Consider the following 19000-nt stretch of genomic DNA (forward strand, 5'->3'; position numbering starts at 1 on the left):
GGTCGTGCGGTGACTGCACTCACACCGCGTCGCGGCCGAGGTGGTTATGGTGCGGTTACTGCCGGTATCGCCGGTGAAATGCGGCATTCACCCAGCTGGACGGGCCATACCGAGACACCAAGATGCGCACCTCACCGCTCTCGGCTCCTGCTGTGAGGAAAATTGTCATCTGGCGATAACGCTGGGTAAATAGGTCGCAACCGGTGATCGCCATGATCGAGGCATGTCGGACGCAGTGACAGGGAGCGCGCCGGGCACGGCCAAGACGGCGTGCTCGTACTGCGGCGTCGGTTGCGGCATCACGGTGCAGACGCGAACCGATGCCAGTGGTGCGACGGTGATCGCGAAGGTGAGCGGCGACAAACTGCATCCCGCGAACGCAGGCAGGCTGTGCACCAAGGGCGCTACCCACCTGGATCTGATGCGGGCGCCGGGACGGATGGAAACCGCCTACCGGCGGCCCGCGCGGGACCAGGCTCCGGTGCCGGTGTCGGTCGACGAGGCCGTGCGCGAGGCGGCGGCTCGGCTGCGGGCCATCCTGGACGAGCACGGACCGGACGCGATCGCGCTGTATGTGTCCGGGCAAATGTCGCTGGAAGCGCAATACCTGGCGACGAAGCTTGCCAAGGGATACCTGCGCACCATCCAGATCGAGGCCAATTCCCGGCTGTGCATGGCCAGTGCCGGGACCGGGTACAAGCAGTCGCTCGGCGCCGACGGGCCGCCCGGATCCTATGACGACTTCGAACACGCCGATCTGTTCTTCGTGATCGGCGCGAATATGGCCGACTGCCATCCGATCCTGTATCTGCGGATGGTCGATCGGATCAAGGCGGGCGCGAAGCTGATCGTCGTCGATCCGCGGCGCACCGACACCGCGGCCCGCGCCGACCTGTTCTTGCAGCTCGCGCCGGGCACCGATCTGGCGCTACTGAACGGGCTGCTGCATCTGCTCGTCGACAACGGTGACATCGACGAGGAATTCATCGCCGAGCACACTGAAGGTTGGGCGTCGATGCCCCAATTCCTCGCTGACTACACCCCCGAGAAGGTCGCCGAGATCACCGGCCTCGCCGTGGCCGACATCCGCACCGCCGCACGCTGGATCGGCGAGGCAGGCGAATGGATGACGCTGTGGACGATGGGGCTCAACCAGTCCACCCACGGCACCTGGAACACCAACGCCATCTGCAATCTGCACCTGGCCACCGGCGCCATCTGCCGTCCCGGCAGTGGACCGTTCTCGCTCACCGGTCAGCCGAATGCCATGGGCGGTCGCGAAATGGGTTACATGGGTCCGGGTTTACCCGGCCAGCGCAGCGTCCTCGCCGCCGCCGATCGAGCCTTCGTGGAGACCGCGTGGGGCATAGAGCCCGGCACGCTGCGGACCGAGGCCGGGCCGGGCACCATCGATATGTTCCGCCAGCTGTCGGACGGCAGCATCAAGGCCGCGTGGATCATCTGCACCAATCCGGTGGCCACCGTCGCCAATCGGAAGACAGTCATCGCGGGACTCGAGGCCGCCGAGCTGGTGATCGCCCAGGACGCCTACACCGAGACCGCGACCAATGCCTACGCCGATCTGCTGTTGCCCGCCACGCTGTGGGCCGAAGCCGATGCAGTGATGGTGAATTCCGAACGCAACGTCACGTTGTTGCAGCGGTCGGTCGATCCGATCGGCGAGGCGCGGCCGGACTGGCTGCTGATCGCGCAGGTGGCCATCGCGATGGGATTCGACGGCTTCGATTTCGCCTCCAGTGCAGAAGTTTTCGCCGAGCTCCGCAGGTTCGCCAATCCCGCCACCGGCTACGACCTGCGCGGCATGAGCTTCGAGCAGCTGCGTGCCGGACCGATGCAGTGGCCGTGCGCCGAGCCCGGCGCGCGGCGCAACCCGATCCGCTATCTCAACGACGGTGTCAGCCAAGAGCTTTTCGTCGACGAGGCGGGCCGTCGGCCGCGACTGGCGTTCGCGACGCCGAGTCGTCGCGCAGTGTTCTGGCCGCGCCCGCACCTGGCCCCGGCGGAAATGCCCGACGACGACTATCCGTTCGTGCTCAATACCGGCCGGTTGCAGCATCAATGGCACACCATGACCAAGACCGGCAAGATCGCCGCACTGACCAAGTTGAACGGGCAGCCGTTCGTCGAGGTGCATCCGGCGGATGCGCAACGGCTCGGTATTCAGGCAGGCGATCAGCTCGAAATAGCCTCGCGACGTGGGCGAGCGGTGCTACCCGCGCAGATCAGTGACCGGGTGCGGCCCGGCGACTGCTTTGCACCGTTCCACTGGAACGACGAGCAGGGTGAGTACCTGACCATCAACGCGGTGACCAACGACGCTGTCGACCCGGCATCCCTGCAACCGGAGTTCAAGGCGTGTGCGGTGTCGTTGCGCCGGGTCGCGCCGGTGCCGCGGTCCGAATCGCCTGCCGCGCCCGAATCTCCCGCGACACCAGACATTTCCGGAGTGCAGCCCGCGCTGTTCAACGCGCTCGAAGGAGCCGCTTTCCGCGGCGCCCACCCCTTGGCCACCGCACTCGGACTCGACGCGGCCACAACGCCGACCCTCACCGAGCACGAACGCATCTACCTATCCGGATACCTCTCGGCGCTGCAATCGATGCCGGTCACCGGACAGCCGGTGCTGCCCGAGTCCGCACCGCTGTCCCTGCACAGTCGGTTCTGGATCGATGGACTGCTCGCAGGCATGTACTCCCGCGCCGCGGCCGCGACGACGACCGACGACATCGCCGCCCAGCCGCCGATCACCATCCTGTGGGCCTCGCAGACCGGCAATGCCGAGGAACTCGCGGCGACCACGGCCGCCCGCCTCGCCGACAACGGCTATCTGCCGAGACTGCTGGATATGGACTCGTGCGAGCTGAGCGGGCTGACCGGCGATGTGTTGTTGATTACCAGCACCTTCGGCGACGGCGGACCACCGGACAACGGCGCCGATTTCTGGAGCCGCCTCGACGACAGCGCGGCCCGGCTGACCGGCGTACGGTACGCGGTGCTTGCACTCGGCGACTCCTCCTACGACGACTTCTGTGGCCACGGACGCAAACTGGACCGGAAATTCGCCGAACACGGTGCGACCCGGCTGCTTACGCGCGTCGACACCGAACCCGACTTCGAAGAGCCCGCGGCGCAGTGGCTCGACAATGTCCTTGCCGCACTCGCCGGCTCGTCGAACGGTGAACTGTCCGAGACGGACACACCGCTGACGCCGGGGCCTAGCGCTCCTGCCCCTACTCGGACCGCGGTGCGCGCAGGCGGAGCAGGCACGCTGGTGCTGACCCATACGCCCGCGCCCGCGCTCGACCGCACACAGCGCGCCGAGCCTGCACCTTTCACCCGCAATGCGCCGGTCGCCGCCCCGCTGGTACGCAACGAACCGCTCTCGCGCGCCGGATCATCGAAAGAGGTGCGGCAGTTCGGGTTCGATCTGCGCGAGCTGGAGGCCGTTTACGAGGTCGGCGATTCGCTGGGGGTGTGGCCTGCCAACTGCGAGTCGCTCGTCACGGAGTGGCTCGAGACAACCGGGCTGGACGGCCGCAGGATCGTCGAAATCGACAACAGGGAACTGCCGCTGGCCGATGCGCTGCGAACCCACTACGACATCACCAGGGTCGGCCAGGATCTGCTCGGTTTCATCGCCGAACGCAACCACAGCATTCGGCTCGCCAAGCTGCTGCGCCGCGACAATCGCAACGAGCTCGATAAATACCTGTGGGACCGGCAAGCCGTCGATGTGCTGCGCGACTTCCCGGTGCGGGCCGATCTCGTCGAATGGCTCGGCACCATGAAAAAGCTGCAGCCGCGCCAGTATTCGATCTCCTCCAGCCCGCTGGTCAGCCCGGACGAGGTGCAGCTCACCGTCGGGATCGTCCGCTACGGCGATCCGGCGGCGACCGGATCCGCCGACCGCCGCGGCGGGGTGTGCTCGACGTTCCTGGCCGATCGCGGCACGGCGGTCCCGGTCTTCCTGCACCGTTCCCCGCACTTCCGACCGCCGCTCGACCCGACAGCGTCGATGATCATGGTCGGTCCCGGCACCGGCATCGCCCCGTTCCGCGGCTTCCTCCAGGAGCGGCGCGCACTCGGCTGCACCGGCCGCAACTGGCTGTTCTTCGGCGACCAGCACGCCGCCGAGAACTTCTACTATCGCGCCGAGTGGGAAGACATGTTCCGCTCCGGCTTCCTCACCCGGCTCGATCTCGCCTTCTCCCGCGACCAGCGTGAGCGAATCTACGTGCAGCACCGGATGATCGAGCACGGCGCGGAACTGTGGTCCTGGCTGCGCGACGGTGCGCACTTCTACGTCTGCGGCGATGCCGCGCGGATGGCCAAGGACGTCGACGACGCCCTACTACGCATTGCCCGGATCCACGGCAAGCTCGACGAGGACAGCGCGCTGGCCTTCAAGAAGCAACTCATCGCCGAGAAGCGCTACATCCGTGACGTTTACTGATAGGTCCTGCCTCGCGGGACCGGCTGGAGGGTGTCGGCGATGCGTTTCTCCTACACCGCGGGCGGGTTGAGCCGGGCGAAGTCGGGCAGGCGGTAATACGGGTAGTACGGGTACGGCGGCGTGGTCGCGCTGGCCTTGTCGAGCCGAGCGATCTGGTCGGCGGACAGCTGCCAGCCGACAGCACCGAGGTTCTGGCGCAACTGTTCCTCGTTGCGGGCGCCGACGATCACCGTTGCGACGGTGGGTCGGCTCAGCAGCCAGTTGAGTGCGATCTGCGGGACCGTCCTGCCGGTTTCCGCGGCGAGCTCGTCGAGTACGTCGACCACGTTGTAGAGGTGCTCGTCGTCGACCGGCGGGCCTGCCTCAGCTGTCCGGTGCAGTCGACTGCCGTCCGGAAGCGGTTGTCCACGGCGGATTTTGCCGGTCAGCCTGCCCCAGCCCAGTGGGCTCCAGACCACCGCGCCGACACCCTGATCCCGGCCGAGGGGCATCAGCTCCCACTCGTAGTCGCGGCCGACCAGCGAGTAGTACACCTGGTGCGCGACGTAGCGGGTCAGACCGTTCCGATCGGCCGCGGCAAGGGATTTCATCAGCTGCCAGCCCGCGAAATTGGATGCGCCGAGATAGCGGATCTTGCCCGCACGCACCAGATCGTCCAGTGCGGCAAGGACTTCCTCGACCGGGGTGTGCGCGTCGAAGGCGTGCAGCTGGAACAGGTCGATGTAGTCGGTGCCCAGCCTGCGCAGCGATCCCTCGACCGCGCTGATGAGCCGGGCCCGCCCCGAACCCGCGTCATAGGGGCCGGGACCGGTCGGCAGACTCGCCTTCGTCGACAGCAGCAGCTGATCGCGGCGTCCCTTGATAGCCGCGCCGAGCACCTCTTCGGAGGCGCCGTCGGAATAGACATCGGCCGTGTCGAACATGGTGACGCCTGCCTCCAGGCTGATGTCCACCATGCGTCGGGCCTGTTCGGCATCGGTGTCGCCCCAGGCGCTGAAAAGTTCGCCACGACCGCCGAAGGTGCCCGCGCCGAAACTCAAGGCCGGGACGAGCAAACCTGATGCGCCGAGCCGCCGGTACTCCATGATGACTCCTAAAGGGTCTATAGTTCCGTTAACATCTCGAACAGTACACCTGTCGCGCCATAAATGAAACTGGAGTCCCGTTATGACGTCCGAGGAGCTCACTCCCGGCTCGGTCCGCCCTGGTGGACGCACCGCACGCGTACGCGAGGCGGTACTGCAAGCAGCAGGCGATCTGCTGGCCGAACGCGGCTTTGCCCACCTGGACCTCGCCGAGGTCGCCGCACGGGCCGAGGTCGGCAAGACCACCGCGTACCGCCGCTGGCGCACCTCGACCGGACTGGTCATCGACCTGCTCGCGGACATGGCCGAACAGTCGCTGCCGCACGCCGACACCGGCTCCCTGCTCGGCGATCTGACCGCAAACGCCCGGCTGGTCGCCAAGACATTGACCGACCCGCGCCAAGGCAGGCTCTTCCAGGCCGTCATCTCCGCCGCGACCTGTGACGACACCGCCGCCACCGCCCTGCACCGCTTCTACGACATCCGCCTCACCGAATGGTCTCCCTGTGTGCAGGCGGCGATCACCCGCGGTGAGGTTCCCGAAGGCACCGACGCACGCGCGGTCCTCTCCGCGGTCTCGGCACCCCTCTACTACCGTCTGCTCGCCTCGGGCGACCCCATCGACGACCTCGCGGCAACAACGGCCGCCCGTGCCGCGACGAGCGCCGCTGCGGCGGGCCTGTTCGTGGCCGCCCCGCAGTGATCCGGCCTGTTGATTCGCGTTCCTCGCACCCGCCGTCGCAACCAAGTCGTAGCGGCGAAAAGTGCTGGAAAAGCGGATAATTGGGAGATGAAGGGTGATCGTGTAGAGGTGGTCGTCGACTTCGGCGACGGGTCTCGAAGCTATGAAGTGGTCGCGACAAGGGCAGGCCGGCGCGTAGACGTCCGGATCGCGCGCGGCGTTGTCGAAGTCAGCGAAGTGACGAGGACCGGAGTCGCGGTTCGCACCGCGCGGTTCATGGCGAACCGGACGCTGGCGCTGGTGGAATACCCGGCGAACGGAACCGGTGCGATCGAGGGCGAGTAACAGCAGGGTTGCCGCATCGCGCGCGGCGGAGCATTCTCGATGCGTGTCCGACTGTTGTCCTACTCCGTCGTGGGTGATCCACGCAGGAGGCACCAGCGGAGAGGAGCGAACGAATGACCGATCGCAACACGTCCCGCGCCATGGACGTGGTTCCGGAAGCCGATCTCGCCGAACAATCCGTGCCGGCCTATCCGGACGAAATCGTCGACGAGACAGATGAACAGGAGATTGCCGCAGCGGTCGATCGGGACGCGCTGAGCGCGGACCCGGCCGACATCGTCGAGCAATTGATCGCAGTGCCGCTGGAGGACGACCACGACACCGGCCCCGCCTACTGACGCGCTAGGGCGCGATCTTGGCGCGCACCGTGGCATGCAGCTCGCGCAGGCTGGACCGTTCGGTCACCACCTCCAGCACCCGTGTTCCGTGAGCCCGTGCGGTCAGCTCGACGGCCAACTGCTCCGGATCGACCTGACGGTGCGGAATGCGGTACGCGGCGCACAGCGCGGCCAGATCCATCCCGTGCGGGGTGCCGAACACTCGCTCGAAGACACCGGCGTACTGCGGGTCGCCCTGTTCGAGCAGTTCGAAGATGCCGCCGCCGTCGTCGTTGGCGACCACGATGGTGAGATCGGCGGGGCGCGGTTCACCACGCCCGATCAGCAGGCCGGACGCGTCGTGCAAGAAGGTGAGGTCACCCATCAACGCAATCGTGCGGCCTTCGTGATGCAGTGCCGCGCCGACCGCAGCCGACACGGTGCCATCGATGCCCGCGACACCGCGATTGGACAGCACCCGGACGCCGGGCCGCGGCGACGAGACGAGCGCCGCATCACGGACCGGGTTCGACGCGCCGAGCAGTAGTTGATCGCCCTCGCGCAGCGCATCCATCACCACCCCGGCCACATGCAGGCCGGTCGGCTTCGGGTGCGCGGCGAGTTCGGCGCGCACCACCTCATTCGCCCGCGCGTTCAGTTCCCGGCAGTGTGCCAGCCATTCCGGCCTCGGTGCGCCCGTGACCAGCGCGCGAGTACCGGTCCCGACGACATTGCCCGAGACATCGGGCCAGCGCGGCCCGGTAGTCAGCGCGAAAACGGTGACATCCGGGTCGGCGAGCACCCGCGAGACCTGCCGGTGCAGAGTAGGGCGGCCGGTGATGATGGCCTGCTGCGGCTTCAGCAGCGGCAGCGCGAGCGGGTGCAGTGCCGGGCCGTGCATGGGGGCCGTCGGCTCGGCGACGGTCGGCAACGCGGACAGCTCGGGTCGCAGGCCGGCACCATGCCCGGAAATGACGACCGTGTCGGGCGTCAGGTCGATGTCGAGTGGCACATCGAGCGTCGCGTACTGGGTGAGCGTCCAGGCTCGCCCGCCCGCGCGTCCGGCAGGCGCGGATTCGCCCGGCGCAAGGTCGGGCACCAGCGGCTCACGCAGCGGGATATCGAAATGCACCGGGCCCGCGTTGCCGGAGCGGGTGCCGCGGGCCGCGGCGAGCACCCGGCAGACCGCCGAGCGCCACAGGCTGTTCTGGTGCCCGTAGGGCGCGCAGTCGGCATTGGCGGATTCGTCCTCGGCGAGGCCGAGACTGATGGTGGCGCGGACCTGGCTACCGAACAGGCCGAGCTGTTCCACCGTCTGGTTGGCGCCGGAACCCAGCATCTCGTAAGGCCGGTTCGCGCTGAGCACCACGAGCGGCACCCGCGCGTAGTTGGCCTCCAGCACCGCGGGCCCGAGGTTGGCCACCGCGGTCCCCGACGTCATGACGACCGGGACGGGCAGCCTGCTCGCGACCGCGAGCCCGACCGCAAGGAATCCGGCGGTCCGTTCGTCGATGCGCATGTGCAGCCGGAGCCGGCCCGCCGCGTCGGCCGCTTGGAGCGCGAAGGCCAACGGAGCGTTGCGTGACCCCGGACACAGAACGACGTCCCGCACACCCCCGCGCGCGAGTTCGTCGACGACCACCTGCGCTTGTGCTGTAGACGGATTCACGACTCCAGCCTCTCAGACAGTTGCCCCGACGTCTCCGTCGCCCTGCTCACACACGTGTGTTCGAGTGGGTTTTCGCCGCCCGCGTCCACCACCGGACGCGGGCGGCGCAGAAGCGTGCACACCCCGAATCGGCGATGCCGATATCGGTCGGTGTGCGACGCGCGCTGCCGAAATCAGTTGGCGTGCTTCTGAACCAGATCGCCCAGCCGCGGCAGGGCCTCGATGACGTTCTTCTTGGCCGAGGAACGCATCGAGGAGTAGACCTTCTTCAGTGCGGGCCTGGTCGAGGAGTCGGCCCGCTCGTCGGTGACGACGAGCAACGCCTCGGCGACCTCGTCGGACTTGGCGACCAGCAGATCGGCGAATGTGCCTGCGCCGTTGGCCGCGTACTCCTGCCAGAACGGCTCCAACTGCGCGACGAGCTTGGGCGCCAAGGACTCCAGTGCATCAGGCACGATGGACGGGCTGATCTTCTTGACCGCCGCGTATCCACCCTTGACTGCCAGGCCAGACGCACCACCCTTGTCCGACACCTCGGCGTCCAGAACCTCCTTGGCGTCGGCAAGGAAGGCCGTGCGCTTGGCGTCGTCGAGCAGGGATTCAGACAGTGCTGCAACCACTTTCAGGTTCCTCCGGATTGATGTCGATGAACGAGCGCTGGCAACTATACGCACTGGTGCGGAAGGTCACACGGTACTGACCCGGCTCAGGGCTGCCAGGGCAGCAACTGCACCATGAGTCCTTCACAATCCGCGAGCACATTGTCCTGCTCATCGAGCAGCTCCGCGGTGATGAAAGTCTTGCGTCCTTCGATCCGATCGACCCGTCCTTGCACTGTGAGCGGCGTCTCCAGCGGAGTGATTTTCCGGTAGTTGACGTGCAGATATGCGGTTCGGCTTATCGGTCTGCCCGCGTAGTGCACGATCATGCCGAGCAGGTCGTCGAACAGCAGCGGCAGCACGCCACCGTGCGCGGCGCCGTTGCCGCCGAGATGGAAGCGACGAAATTCACCGGTCATCCGGATTCCGTCGGGGCCGGCCGCGGCCACCTGCCACGGCAGCAGCAAAAGGCTGCCGCGCCCTGGCAATTCGACCGCGCGGCCCGCGGGCCCCTGTAGCTCGGGCGCGCGGTAGGGCTCCAGCAGATCGATCAGCTGCCGCGCTTGTGCGAGCGCTTCATCGAAAACGTCGTCGGTGGCGTCGACAGAGACGGCCAGATCCTGCAACGTGCGCATCGCCTCGACGAACGGCCCGAAATTGGACCCGATCTTCGCGCGGGAGACCTTGGGAAAGCCCCCGTGCTTCTCGTACCGGGATTCGTCCACCGCGCTCCGGTCGATAACCGGTTTCACTCGCTCGCTCATACCTGCACGGTAACGCGTTGTTTTACACCGTCAAGTCGAAGAATCCGGTGACCGGGCTCCGACCATGGGAAGTCGCTGGCACCCGACGCGGGGCCGGGGGCAATAATCACTGACGTGACGTTCAATCCGAAGCTGTGGCGGCCCGTTCCCGGGTTCGAGAACCTGACCGACATCACCTACCACCGGCATATCGAGCAGGGCACCGTCCGTGTCGCGTTCGATCGTCCGGAGGTGCGCAATGCGTTCCGGCCGAACACCGTCGACGAGCTCTATCGCGCGCTCGACCACGCCAGGATGACCCCGGACGTCGGCGCGGTGCTGATCACCGGCAACGGGCCTGCGCCGAAGGACGGCGTCTGGGCCTTCTGCTCGGGCGGCGATCAGCGCATCCGCGGCCGCAACGGTTACCAGTACGCCAGCGGAGAGACTGCCGACACGGTCGATCAGGCGCGTGCGGGCCGGCTGCACATCCTGGAGGTGCAGCGACTGATCCGCTTCATGCCGAAAGTGGTCATCGCGCTGGTCAACGGCTGGGCCGCGGGCGGCGGGCACAGCCTGCACGTGGTCTGCGACCTGACGCTGGCCAGTCGCGAACACGCTCAGTTCAAGCAGACCGACGCCGATGTCGGCAGTTTCGACGGCGGCTACGGCAGCGCTTATCTGGCGAAAATGGTCGGCCAGAAATTCGCACGGGAAATCTTCTTCCTCGGCCGACCGTACACCGCGGAGGAAATGCATCAGATGGGCGCGGTGAACAAGGTCGTCGATCACGCCGAGCTGGAAAACGTTGCGCTGGAATGGACTGCCGATATCAACGGCAAATCCCCACAGGCCCAGCGCATGCTGAAATACGCGTTCAATCTCCTCGACGACGGCCTGGTCGGCCAGCAGCTGTTCGCCGGTGAAGCCACCCGCATGGCCTACATGACCGACGAGGCCGTCGAGGGCCGCGATGCGTTCTTGGAAAAGCGAAAGCCCGACTGGACCCCGTATCCCTGGTACTTCTGACCACCACCGCGTCGCACTTATCGGACTAATCGGACAGATGGTGTGAAATGGACATTCTGAGCAGCCGGATAATCCTGCGTCCGGCCGACCACGCGAAAACGCTTGCGTTCTATCGGGATGGACTCGGGCTCGCCATTGCCAGGGAGTATCCGGGCGGCACGGTTTTCTTCGCTGGACAGTCGCTGGTGGAGGTGGCCGCGCACGGCGGAACGGGAAATTCGACGGCCTTCAGCGGCGCGATCTGGCTGCAGGTCCGCGATGTGTCCGACGCCGCCGCCGAGCTGGCGCTGCAGGGGATCGCGATCGACCGACCACCGGTGCGCGAGCCATGGGGCCTGATCGAAATGTGGCTGAAAGACCCCGACGGCGTACCGATCGTGCTGGTCGAGGTACCCGCCGAGCATCCGATCCGGCGGGATTCGCGCTGGTCACCGGACTGACGGCCGGATAGGCCAGGAGCCGCCACCGGTGGCCCGAGTTGCCAATGCCGAGTCCGGCGAGGACGATAACGCTCGGATGGCTGCCCGACCGTCGATGTCCGGGCCCGCCGCTGTGTACCCCGTCCGACGAGTGAATCGCAGTCTCGATGCCTGGCGTACCCGAACCCCATTCCCGCGCAGCGCACCCACCCCGCGCGCGTCGATCCAGCAAACCGACCCGTTCCGCCGGTGGTGGCGCGGGCATGACACGATCAGACGCGTGAGGGAGCGGAGCGAGCGAGCCATGGGCACAGCGCCTCTGGGCACGACGGAGCCCGGCGTCAGCGAGGTGGAATCGTGACAACGACCTTGCGGACTTTGCCGATGCCGACCGGATCCCGGGTCGGCGATGTGCTGCCACATCTGCGTGAAGCATTGGAAGGGAACGGCCCCGCGTGGTTGCCGATCCCAACCAGCGATCGTCGCGAGGCCCAGCGCCTCAGCGACGCCCTCTCCCCCGGTGAGCCGATCGACGACGGCATCGCGCTGGTGGTGACCACCTCGGGCACCACCGGGGTGCCGAAGGGTGCGATGCTCGGCGCGTCCGCGCTGCTTGCCAGCGGCGCGGCCACCCATGACCGGCTCGGCGGGCCGGGCAGTTGGCTGCTCGCCCTGCCGACGCACCACATCGCCGGCATCCAGGTGCTGCTGCGCAGCATCCAGGCAGGTACCGAACCCACCGTGCTCGACGTCTCGGGCGGTTTCCTGCCCGAAGCCTTGGCGGGCGCGGTCTCGAGCATGCGTGGACCACGCCGGTACACCGCATTGGTGCCGACCCAGCTGGTCAAGGCGCTCGACACACCCATCGCCGCAGCCGCATTGGCCGAACTGGACGCGGTGCTCGTCGGCGGCGCGGCCACCCCGCTACCGCTCTACGAACGCGCGAAAGCTGCCGGTATCAACGTTGTTCGCACCTACGGCATGAGCGAGACCTGCGGTGGCTGCGTCTACGACGGGGTGCCGCTCACCGGCACCGAAGTGCGCATCGAGGACGGCAGGGTATTGCTCGGTGGAGCCATGATCGCCGCGGGCTACCGCAACCAACCCGATCATCCCGCGTTCGCCGAACCGGGTTGGTTCCGCACCGAAGACGCGGGGACCTTCGACGACGGCGTGCTCAGCATCAGCGGCCGGCTCGACGAGGCAATCACGACCGGCGGCCTGCTGGTGATACCGCAGGTAGTCGAGGCCGTGCTGGGGACGCATCCGTCGATCAGCGAATGCGTGGTGCTCGGACTGCCCGACGAACGACTGGGGCAGCGCGTCGCCGTGGTGGTAGTGCCTGCCGCGGGCGCGACGCCGACCCTGGAGGAATTGCGCGAGCACGTCGTGCGCGAGCTGGACTCTATCGCGGCCCCCCGGGAATTGGCGCTGCTCGACGAGCTACCGCTGATCGGCCCCGGCAAGCCCAATCGCACCGAACTGCGCGCGTATCTGCTGGCCGAGTCGACGCGACAATAGGCTCACGACGCGCGGCGCATGCCGCTGCAAGTGCGCGTGACACCGTCATGCAAGGGCCGTGCAAGATCGGCCCCCCACAGTTCTCGGCATGACTTCTTTCGCACCAACTTCAGCGCTCGCCGTAGAGGCGGACGGCCTGGTCAAGGTGTTCGGGGAACAGCGCGCCGTCGACGGTGTGAGCCTGGCGGTTCCGCAGGGCTCGGTATACGGCGTGCTCGGACCGAACGGCGCAGGCAAGACCACCACCATCAAGATGCTGGCCACCCTGCTGCGGCCGGACGGCGGCAGCGCCCGCATCTTCGGCCGTGACGTCGTCGCCGAACCGACGGCCGTGCGTTCCCTCGTCGGTGTCACCGGCCAGTACGCCTCCGTCGACGAGGACCTGTCGGCCACCGAGAACCTGATCATCTTTTCCCGCCTGCTCGGTCTGAGCCGGATCGACTCGCGCCGCAAGGCCGCCGAACTGCTCGAGGAATTCGACCTCACCGAGGCGGCGAACAAGCCGCTGAAGAACTTCTCCGGCGGCATGCGCCGCCGCCTCGATCTGGCCGCCAGCCTGATCGCGACACCGCCGCTGCTGTTCCTCGACGAGCCGACCACCGGCCTCGACCCGCGCACTCGCGCCCAGATGTGGGAGACCATTCGCCGGCTGGTTCGTGGGGGCGCGACGGTGTTGCTCACCACGCAGTACCTGGACGAGGCCGATCAGCTGGCCGACCGGATCGCCGTCATCGACCACGGCAAAGTGATCGCCGACGGCACCGCCGACGAGCTCAAGGCCTCCGTCGGCGGCTCCTCGCTGCACCTGACCCTCGTCGATCGCGCCCAGCTCGAGGAGGCTCGCCGCATCGTCGGTGATTTCCTCGGCGCCGAAGCCCTGATCACGCCGGAGGCCGGCAGGCTAACGGCGCCGCTCGAGGACGCGGGCCTGACCGCCGATCTGCTGATTCGCCTGCGCGAGTGGGACATCGCGGTCGACGAGATCACCGTGAGCAAGCCGACCCTCGACGAGGTCTTCCTCACCATTACCGGCCACCCGGCCGACGACGACAACGATTCCGAACGGAGCGCGGCATGACCACCATCACCGAACCGAGTACGGCTGCTGCCGGGCGGCACGCGACACCACTCTCGATCCCGGAGGCCAGCAACAAGATCGGCCTCCGGCAGACCGTGTCGACCTCGTTCACCATGGCCTACCGCGGCATTCTGAAGATCAAGCACAATCCCGAGCAACTGTTCGATGTGACCGTGCAGCCGATCCTGTTCACCGCGCTGTTCGCCTACATCTTCGGCGGCGCGATCTCCCACAACGTGCACGACTATCTGCCGATCCTCATCCCCGGCATCCTGGTGCAGACGGTGATCCTGACCTCGGTGGTGACCGGCACCCAGCTGCGTGAGGACATGGACAAGGGCGTCTTCGACCGGTTCAAATCGCTGCCCATCGCCCGTATTTCGGCACTGGCCGGCGCGTTGATCGCCGATATGGTGCGCTACGTTCTCGCGACTACCCTGACCATCCTCGTCGGCCTCTGCCTCGGCTACCGGCCCGAGGGCGGCGTGGTCGGCGTGGTGGTCGCGGGCTTGGTCATCGTGGTGTGCTCGTTCGCGGTCAGCTGGATCTGGGCGCTGGTCGGCGTCACCGGCAAGAGCGCCGCAGGCGTGCAGGGCATCTCGATGATGGTGATGTTCCCGCTGACCTTCATGTCGGGTGCGTTCGCTCAGGTGAGCACCATGCCGGGCTGGTTGCAGGCGATCAATCACGCAAATCCGGTGTACTACATGGTGAATACGGCCCGGGCCTTGATGAACGGGAACGATTACGGCAGTGACCTGGCCTGGTCGCTGCTCGGCTCGGTCGTCGTGATTGCGATCTTCGCCCCGCTGAGCATCAAGGCGTACATGCGCAGGGCGTGAGTGTCCGGCATCGCAGGCAATCATCCCACGAACCGAATGCCATGGTGAGAGAGGCAAAGTCACTCACAATGGCATTCGGCTTTCGTGTCGAGCGGTGCCTCTTCCGAGGTCGATCATCGACCGGAGTGTGCGCTCAATCCGCGGCGACGCCCGACAATTCGCGCAGCAATTCGATGATTCGCTGTGCCGCGTCTTTGCGCCGCAGCGCCGCCGACCGGGACAAGGCCGCGTCCAGTCGCTCGTCACCGATCACCTCTCGATGCAGCCGAATGTGGCGCCGCCATTCCATCGAGGGATAGTCCTGTCTGGCACCGACCTTGGTGGCCAGCGCGAGCAGCTCCAGACCGCGGTCCGGTTCTTCGCCGATGGCGAGGTGATACGAGCCGACCGCACAGCCGACCGCACCGATCTGCGGCAGATCGAAGAACTGTGGAAGACGGACCGCCGCGCTGCCCGCGAGCTCGTGCATCAATCCGGCCACCGCCGCCGCACGGCCGTGCAGGATATGGGCGTCGAGGACCCCACTGGCCAGCATCAATCCACCGGGTCCTGGTGCGAGCATGTCCTCCGGCCAGCCGAGCAAGTCGAGCGCCCGGTGGAAGTGGCGCATCCCGGCGTCGATATCGCCCTCGGCGAGTTCGAGTTCCGCGACCCCGCCGACCACGGCCGCCAAACGCGGATTTCGCCGAATGGACGGGTCGTCGACCAGGGATCGAGAGGAGGGATCCGAATCCGCGGATCCGAGTGCGGAGTCCAGCACCTGCCGCGCCTGCCCCAGTCGCCCCGTGCCGATCAGCGAGATCGCGAGGTAGCTACTCATTTCCAGCATTTCTTCGTGGGCTCGTAATTCCCGCAAGAGATCTGCTGCCCTGCGGTAATACTGGACGGAATCGGCGTATTGCGCGGTCTGCCCGGCCAATTGCCCCAGATGCTGACTCACCATCGAGGTGCCCCACAGATCGCGGCCGTCCATGATTTTCAGGACCTTCAGCGCATCTCTGGTGGAGCCGTAGACCAGTCCGGAATTCTCCTGCGCGTTCATCCGCATGATCAGCGCGGAGGCGCGGACATCGTCGTCGGGCGAACGCGCACCCTCGGCGAGCAGCCTGGCCACGCCGGCGCCGGACGGATCCACACAGAGGAGCTCGCCGAGATATCGAATGCCCGCATTGAAATCGGTGCCGGTGCGCGCCAATCGGCGTGCGCGTGCTCGCACGGTGGCAATCGGGCGCAGGTCGGTGCCCATGTACAACATGTGCAATGCGACCACCAAGTGGGCGAGCATCTGCAGATCGGCGACCGTACCGCGCACCGGCTGCTTTTCCGGCGGCAGCACCATGATCCTGCGCGCCCAACCCGTCAGCTCCATGTGCGCGCCGCGCATCACCCACAGCAACGCGACCACCGGGAACACCCGGTACACGGTCCGTGCGTCGCGGCGCTCGACCGCGTAACGCAGTACTGCGACCAGGTTGTCCAGGTCGGCCGCTACCGAAAGCACCGTGGGTACCTGCTCGCCTGCCCGATACCGATCGGCCGCGGCAACCGTGAAATCGCGGGCCCAGTGTGACATCCGGTGCATAACAAGCAAGCCCTCGTCGACTGCGCCCGGAACACCCGCCACCGCTTCGGTTTCGGTGAGCGCGAGCTGTTCCTCACCGAATTCACGGACGGTCTCCAGCATTCGGTAGCGCGTGCCGACCACGCCGTCGTCGTCCTCGAGCACCGTGAGCAGCGACTGGCCGACCAAGCCGTCCACGGCGAGGGCGACATCGTCGACCTCGGGGCCGCCTGCCACCGTCTCGGCGGCCGCGAGGGTGAAACCGCCCGGCATCCGGCACATTCGGCGCAGGGTCACCTGCTGGGGTTCGTCGAGCAGGTTCCAACTCCAGGCGATCACCGCGTGCAGGGTTCGATGCCGGGCGGGTGAGGAACGATCCCCGCTGCGCAGCAGGGCAAAACGGTGCTCGAGCCTGGACTCGATCTCCTCCACACTCATCGTGCGCACGCGAGCCGCGGCCAGCTCGATGGCGAGCGGCAAGCCGTCCAGCGTGCCGCACAGTCGGGCGACCGCTTCCGGATCCAGTCGCACCGCCGGTCGTACCGCACGGGCTCGCGCCATGAAGAGGTCGGTGGCGGGCGATCCGGCCGCATCGATCGCCAAGGGCGACAACGGATACACCGTCTCGGCGGTGATCGCGAGCGGCGCGCGGCTGGTAGTCAGCACGGTGAGCTGATCACAGCTGCCGACCAGGTCGGCGACAACCTCGGCGACCGCGTCGATCAGGTGCTCGCAGTTGTCCAGGATCAGCAGCATCGGACGGGCCGAGAGCGCGTCCCGAAGCCGTCTGCGCGCATCGACCGGCTGCCCAGGGCGCATGCGACCCGATTCCAGCACGACCTCACCCAAGCCGAGGGTGGTGCTGACCGCGCCTTCGATCTCCGAACGGGCATCGGCATCCGCGTCGGTGCGCACCGACGCGAGCTCCACCAGCACAACCGGCATGCCGTGCGCCACCCGAGCGCCCAATTCGTTGGCCACCCTGGTCTTTCCGGTGCCGCCGGGGCCGAGCACCGTGGTCACCCGCGACCGGCGCAGCAGTTCCTCGAGGGCATCCAGGTCGGCGGCCCTGCCGAGCAGGGTGTTGGGTGCCGCACGCAGCCCGATCGCGGTCACCGCACTCGGGGCCGAACCGCCCAACCACACAGCCGAATTTCGTCCGCTGGTGGCTGCCGGGTCGGCAGCCGCGTCCCGCGTCGGCTCGTCGAATACGGCACCGTTCACCGCGGCATCGCTGGGCGATCGCGGCGCGTGATCGGAGCGCGGGGCGAGACCGGGAACCGGGTCTCCGCGCAGGATCGCGGTATTCAGGTCGACGAGCGTAGGCCCCGGATCGGCGCCGAGCTCTTCGACCAGCCGACCCCTGATGGACGCGAACACCTCCAGCGCCTCGTTCGACCGGCCGGCGGCGGCGAGCAGCTGCATCAACATCGCGTGCGCGGCCTCGTCCACGGGGTTGGCCGCGACCGTTCGACGGGTGATCGCCACCGCACCATCGAGGTCACCACCGGACACCAGGGCCGAGACCTCGACGGCCTCCAGGTCGGCGAATCGTTGTGCGGCCGCGGTACGCAGTTCGTCGGCCAACTCGCCTGCGGGCAGATCCGCACCGGGCTCGCCACGCCACAACGACCTGGCCTGCGCCACCGCGGCCAGGCACGCCGCGTGGTCTCCCTCGGTCTGCCGCCTGCGTGCCGTGCGCATCAAGTCATCGGCCAACGTCAGATCGACCTGATCGGCGCGCAGGATGAGCCGATAGCCCGCGGGCCCGATCTCCAACGCACCGTCCGGCAGCGCCGACCGCAGCCGCGACACCTGGGTATGCAACGCGTTCATCGGCGCGCGCGGCGGCTGTTCGCCCCAGACATCGTCGATGAGGGCCTGCGCGCTGCGGCTGCGGCCGGGCCGCAGGGCCAGGGCAGCCAGCAACAGTCGCGACCTGGCGCCCGGCAGCGCCGCGAGCGCACCGTCCCTGCGTAGCGCGATTTCACCCAGCAGGGCCACCACGACCGATTCGCCTGCGGGCGTTGTCACAGTCCGACTTCGGCCGTCGGGGCCGTTCTGATCCGGAAACATTCCGTCGTCATCGTATGCGAGCAACGCCGACCAGGTCGTCATGGTTTTTCACCTCCATTCCGGCCGGTCGGTCGCCTACGCTGAGCACATGGCTGAGTTCGAGGTAGTTCGGCAGGCCGTCATCACGGCCGAGCCGTCGCGTATTCACGGGCTGATCGACGATTTCCACGAGTGGACGAAGTGGTCGCCGTGGGAGGACATCGATCCGCAATTGCAGCGGAGCTACACCGGGTCCGATGCCGGCGTCGGCGCCAAATACGCCTGGGACGGCAACCGCAAAGCCGGGCGCGGCGCCATGGAAATCACTTCCAGCGACGTTCGCGAAATCGACATCAGGCTGGCGTTCGAGAAGCCGTTCAAGGCCGTCAACCAGACCACGTTCGAGCTGAATCCGGTCGAAAGCGGCACCGAGGTGGTGTGGCGGATGACCGGTCAGCGCCAAGGCCTGATGGGGCTGATCGGGAAGGTGTTCCCGATCGACAACATGATCGGCAAGGACTTCGAGAAGGGTCTCGGCCGGCTGAAGGCGGTCGCCGAGGCGTAGACGAACCGATCGCGCG

15 protein-coding genes are annotated in these 19000 nt (G+C 67.2%); 10 read left to right on the forward strand and 5 right to left on the reverse strand.

Going from position 1 to position 19000, the window contains the following annotated elements; genetic code table 11:
• Positions 1 to 223: 223 nt before the first annotated feature.
• On the forward strand, positions 224 to 4474 hold the full coding sequence (locus tag ACLMAL_RS09595; RefSeq protein ID WP_411998736.1) for a molybdopterin-dependent oxidoreductase: 4251 nt from the start codon (positions 224 to 226) through the stop codon (positions 4472 to 4474).
• A 50-nt stretch (positions 4475 to 4524) separates the two neighbouring features.
• Here ACLMAL_RS09595 and ACLMAL_RS09600 read toward each other — a convergent pair whose 3' ends face one another.
• Positions 4525 to 5559: an aldo/keto reductase gene (locus ACLMAL_RS09600; protein ID WP_411998737.1), complete on the reverse strand. Its 1035-nt coding sequence runs from the start codon at positions 5557 to 5559 to the stop codon at positions 4525 to 4527.
• An 82-nt stretch (positions 5560 to 5641) separates the two neighbouring features.
• Here ACLMAL_RS09600 and ACLMAL_RS09605 point away from each other — a divergent pair, with 82 nt between their 5' ends.
• The 3 genes from ACLMAL_RS09605 to ACLMAL_RS09615 all read left to right on the forward strand — a co-directional run bounded on the left by ACLMAL_RS09605 (position 5642) and on the right by ACLMAL_RS09615 (position 6924).
• Positions 5642 to 6262 (forward strand): TetR/AcrR family transcriptional regulator, encoded by a 621-nt coding sequence (locus tag ACLMAL_RS09605; protein ID WP_411998738.1) that lies wholly within the window; start codon positions 5642 to 5644, stop codon positions 6260 to 6262.
• An 87-nt stretch (positions 6263 to 6349) separates the two neighbouring features.
• Positions 6350 to 6586: a hypothetical protein gene (locus ACLMAL_RS09610; protein ID WP_328406587.1), complete on the forward strand. Its 237-nt coding sequence runs from the start codon at positions 6350 to 6352 to the stop codon at positions 6584 to 6586.
• A 113-nt stretch (positions 6587 to 6699) separates the two neighbouring features.
• A complete protein-coding gene (locus ACLMAL_RS09615; protein ID WP_406233615.1) occupies positions 6700 to 6924 on the forward strand; it encodes a hypothetical protein in 225 nt (74 codons plus the stop codon).
• A gap of 4 nt (positions 6925 to 6928) precedes the next feature.
• On the opposite strand, the gene menD is transcribed toward ACLMAL_RS09615, so the two are convergent.
• From menD to ACLMAL_RS09630, 3 genes are all read right to left on the reverse strand, one after another.
• Positions 6929 to 8572: a 2-succinyl-5-enolpyruvyl-6-hydroxy-3-cyclohexene-1-carboxylic-acid synthase gene (menD, locus tag ACLMAL_RS09620; protein WP_411998739.1), complete on the reverse strand. Its 1644-nt coding sequence runs from the start codon at positions 8570 to 8572 to the stop codon at positions 6929 to 6931.
• A gap of 173 nt (positions 8573 to 8745) precedes the next feature.
• On the reverse strand, positions 8746 to 9192 hold the full coding sequence (locus ACLMAL_RS09625; RefSeq protein WP_411998740.1) for a DUF6918 family protein: 447 nt from the start codon (positions 9190 to 9192) through the stop codon (positions 8746 to 8748).
• A gap of 86 nt (positions 9193 to 9278) precedes the next feature.
• Entirely contained in the window at positions 9279 to 9935 is a 657-nt protein-coding gene (locus ACLMAL_RS09630; protein WP_411998741.1) for a PaaI family thioesterase, read from the reverse strand.
• 114 nt (positions 9936 to 10049) lie between these two features.
• Here ACLMAL_RS09630 and ACLMAL_RS09635 point away from each other — a divergent pair, with 114 nt between their 5' ends.
• From ACLMAL_RS09635 to ACLMAL_RS09655, 5 genes are all read left to right on the forward strand, one after another.
• Positions 10050 to 10943 (forward strand): 1,4-dihydroxy-2-naphthoyl-CoA synthase, encoded by an 894-nt coding sequence (locus tag ACLMAL_RS09635; protein WP_328406592.1) that lies wholly within the window; start codon positions 10050 to 10052, stop codon positions 10941 to 10943.
• A gap of 47 nt (positions 10944 to 10990) precedes the next feature.
• On the forward strand, positions 10991 to 11383 hold the full coding sequence (locus ACLMAL_RS09640) for a VOC family protein (protein ID WP_328406593.1): 393 nt from the start codon (positions 10991 to 10993) through the stop codon (positions 11381 to 11383).
• 363 nt (positions 11384 to 11746) lie between these two features.
• A complete protein-coding gene (menE, locus tag ACLMAL_RS09645) occupies positions 11747 to 12883 on the forward strand; it encodes an o-succinylbenzoate--CoA ligase (RefSeq protein ID WP_411998988.1) in 1137 nt (378 codons plus the stop codon).
• A gap of 88 nt (positions 12884 to 12971) precedes the next feature.
• The gene (locus tag ACLMAL_RS09650) at positions 12972 to 13961 is read left to right on the forward strand and encodes an ATP-binding cassette domain-containing protein (protein ID WP_411998742.1); all 990 of its coding nucleotides are present in this window, start codon (positions 12972 to 12974) and stop codon (positions 13959 to 13961) included.
• Positions 13958 to 14803, forward strand: coding sequence for an ABC transporter permease (locus ACLMAL_RS09655; RefSeq protein ID WP_411998743.1), 846 nt, complete (start codon positions 13958 to 13960; stop codon positions 14801 to 14803). Before ACLMAL_RS09650 ends, ACLMAL_RS09655 begins: the two co-directional genes overlap by 4 nt.
• A gap of 133 nt (positions 14804 to 14936) precedes the next feature.
• Here the strand turns inward: ACLMAL_RS09655 and ACLMAL_RS09660 are convergent, their stop codons facing one another.
• On the reverse strand, positions 14937 to 18482 hold the full coding sequence (locus ACLMAL_RS09660) for an AfsR/SARP family transcriptional regulator (protein ID WP_411998744.1): 3546 nt from the start codon (positions 18480 to 18482) through the stop codon (positions 14937 to 14939).
• Positions 18483 to 18528: 46 nt separating this feature from the next.
• Between ACLMAL_RS09660 and ACLMAL_RS09665 the strand changes: the two genes are divergently transcribed.
• A complete protein-coding gene (locus ACLMAL_RS09665; RefSeq protein ID WP_328406597.1) occupies positions 18529 to 18984 on the forward strand; it encodes an SRPBCC family protein in 456 nt (151 codons plus the stop codon).
• Positions 18985 to 19000 lie beyond the last annotated feature (16 nt).

Origin of the sequence: Nocardia sp. CWNU-33 (assembly GCF_046764895.1) — a bacterium.
GTDB lineage: Bacteria > Actinomycetota > Actinomycetes > Mycobacteriales > Mycobacteriaceae > Nocardia.

Bases quoted from the DNA above. Each gene is read 5' to 3' on its own strand.
- ACLMAL_RS09595 (WP_411998736.1), top strand. From the start codon at position 224: ATGTCGGACGCAGTGACAGGGAGCGCGCCGGGCACGGCCAAGACGGCG.
- ACLMAL_RS09600 (WP_411998737.1), bottom strand. From the start codon at position 5,559: ATGGAGTACCGGCGGCTCGGCGCATCAGGTTTGCTCGTCCCGGCCTTG.
- ACLMAL_RS09605 (WP_411998738.1), top strand. From the start codon at position 5,642: ATGACGTCCGAGGAGCTCACTCCCGGCTCGGTCCGCCCTGGTGGACGC.
- ACLMAL_RS09610 (WP_328406587.1), top strand. From the start codon at position 6,350: ATGAAGGGTGATCGTGTAGAGGTGGTCGTCGACTTCGGCGACGGGTCT.
- ACLMAL_RS09615 (WP_406233615.1), top strand. From the start codon at position 6,700: ATGACCGATCGCAACACGTCCCGCGCCATGGACGTGGTTCCGGAAGCC.
- ACLMAL_RS09630 (WP_411998741.1), bottom strand. From the start codon at position 9,935: ATGAGCGAGCGAGTGAAACCGGTTATCGACCGGAGCGCGGTGGACGAA.
- ACLMAL_RS09640 (WP_328406593.1), top strand. From the start codon at position 10,991: ATGGACATTCTGAGCAGCCGGATAATCCTGCGTCCGGCCGACCACGCG.
- menE (WP_411998988.1), top strand. From the start codon at position 11,747: ATGCCGACCGGATCCCGGGTCGGCGATGTGCTGCCACATCTGCGTGAA.
- ACLMAL_RS09650 (WP_411998742.1), top strand. From the start codon at position 12,972: ATGACTTCTTTCGCACCAACTTCAGCGCTCGCCGTAGAGGCGGACGGC.
- ACLMAL_RS09655 (WP_411998743.1), top strand. From the start codon at position 13,958: ATGACCACCATCACCGAACCGAGTACGGCTGCTGCCGGGCGGCACGCG.
- ACLMAL_RS09660 (WP_411998744.1), bottom strand. From the start codon at position 18,482: ATGACGACCTGGTCGGCGTTGCTCGCATACGATGACGACGGAATGTTT.
- ACLMAL_RS09665 (WP_328406597.1), top strand. From the start codon at position 18,529: ATGGCTGAGTTCGAGGTAGTTCGGCAGGCCGTCATCACGGCCGAGCCG.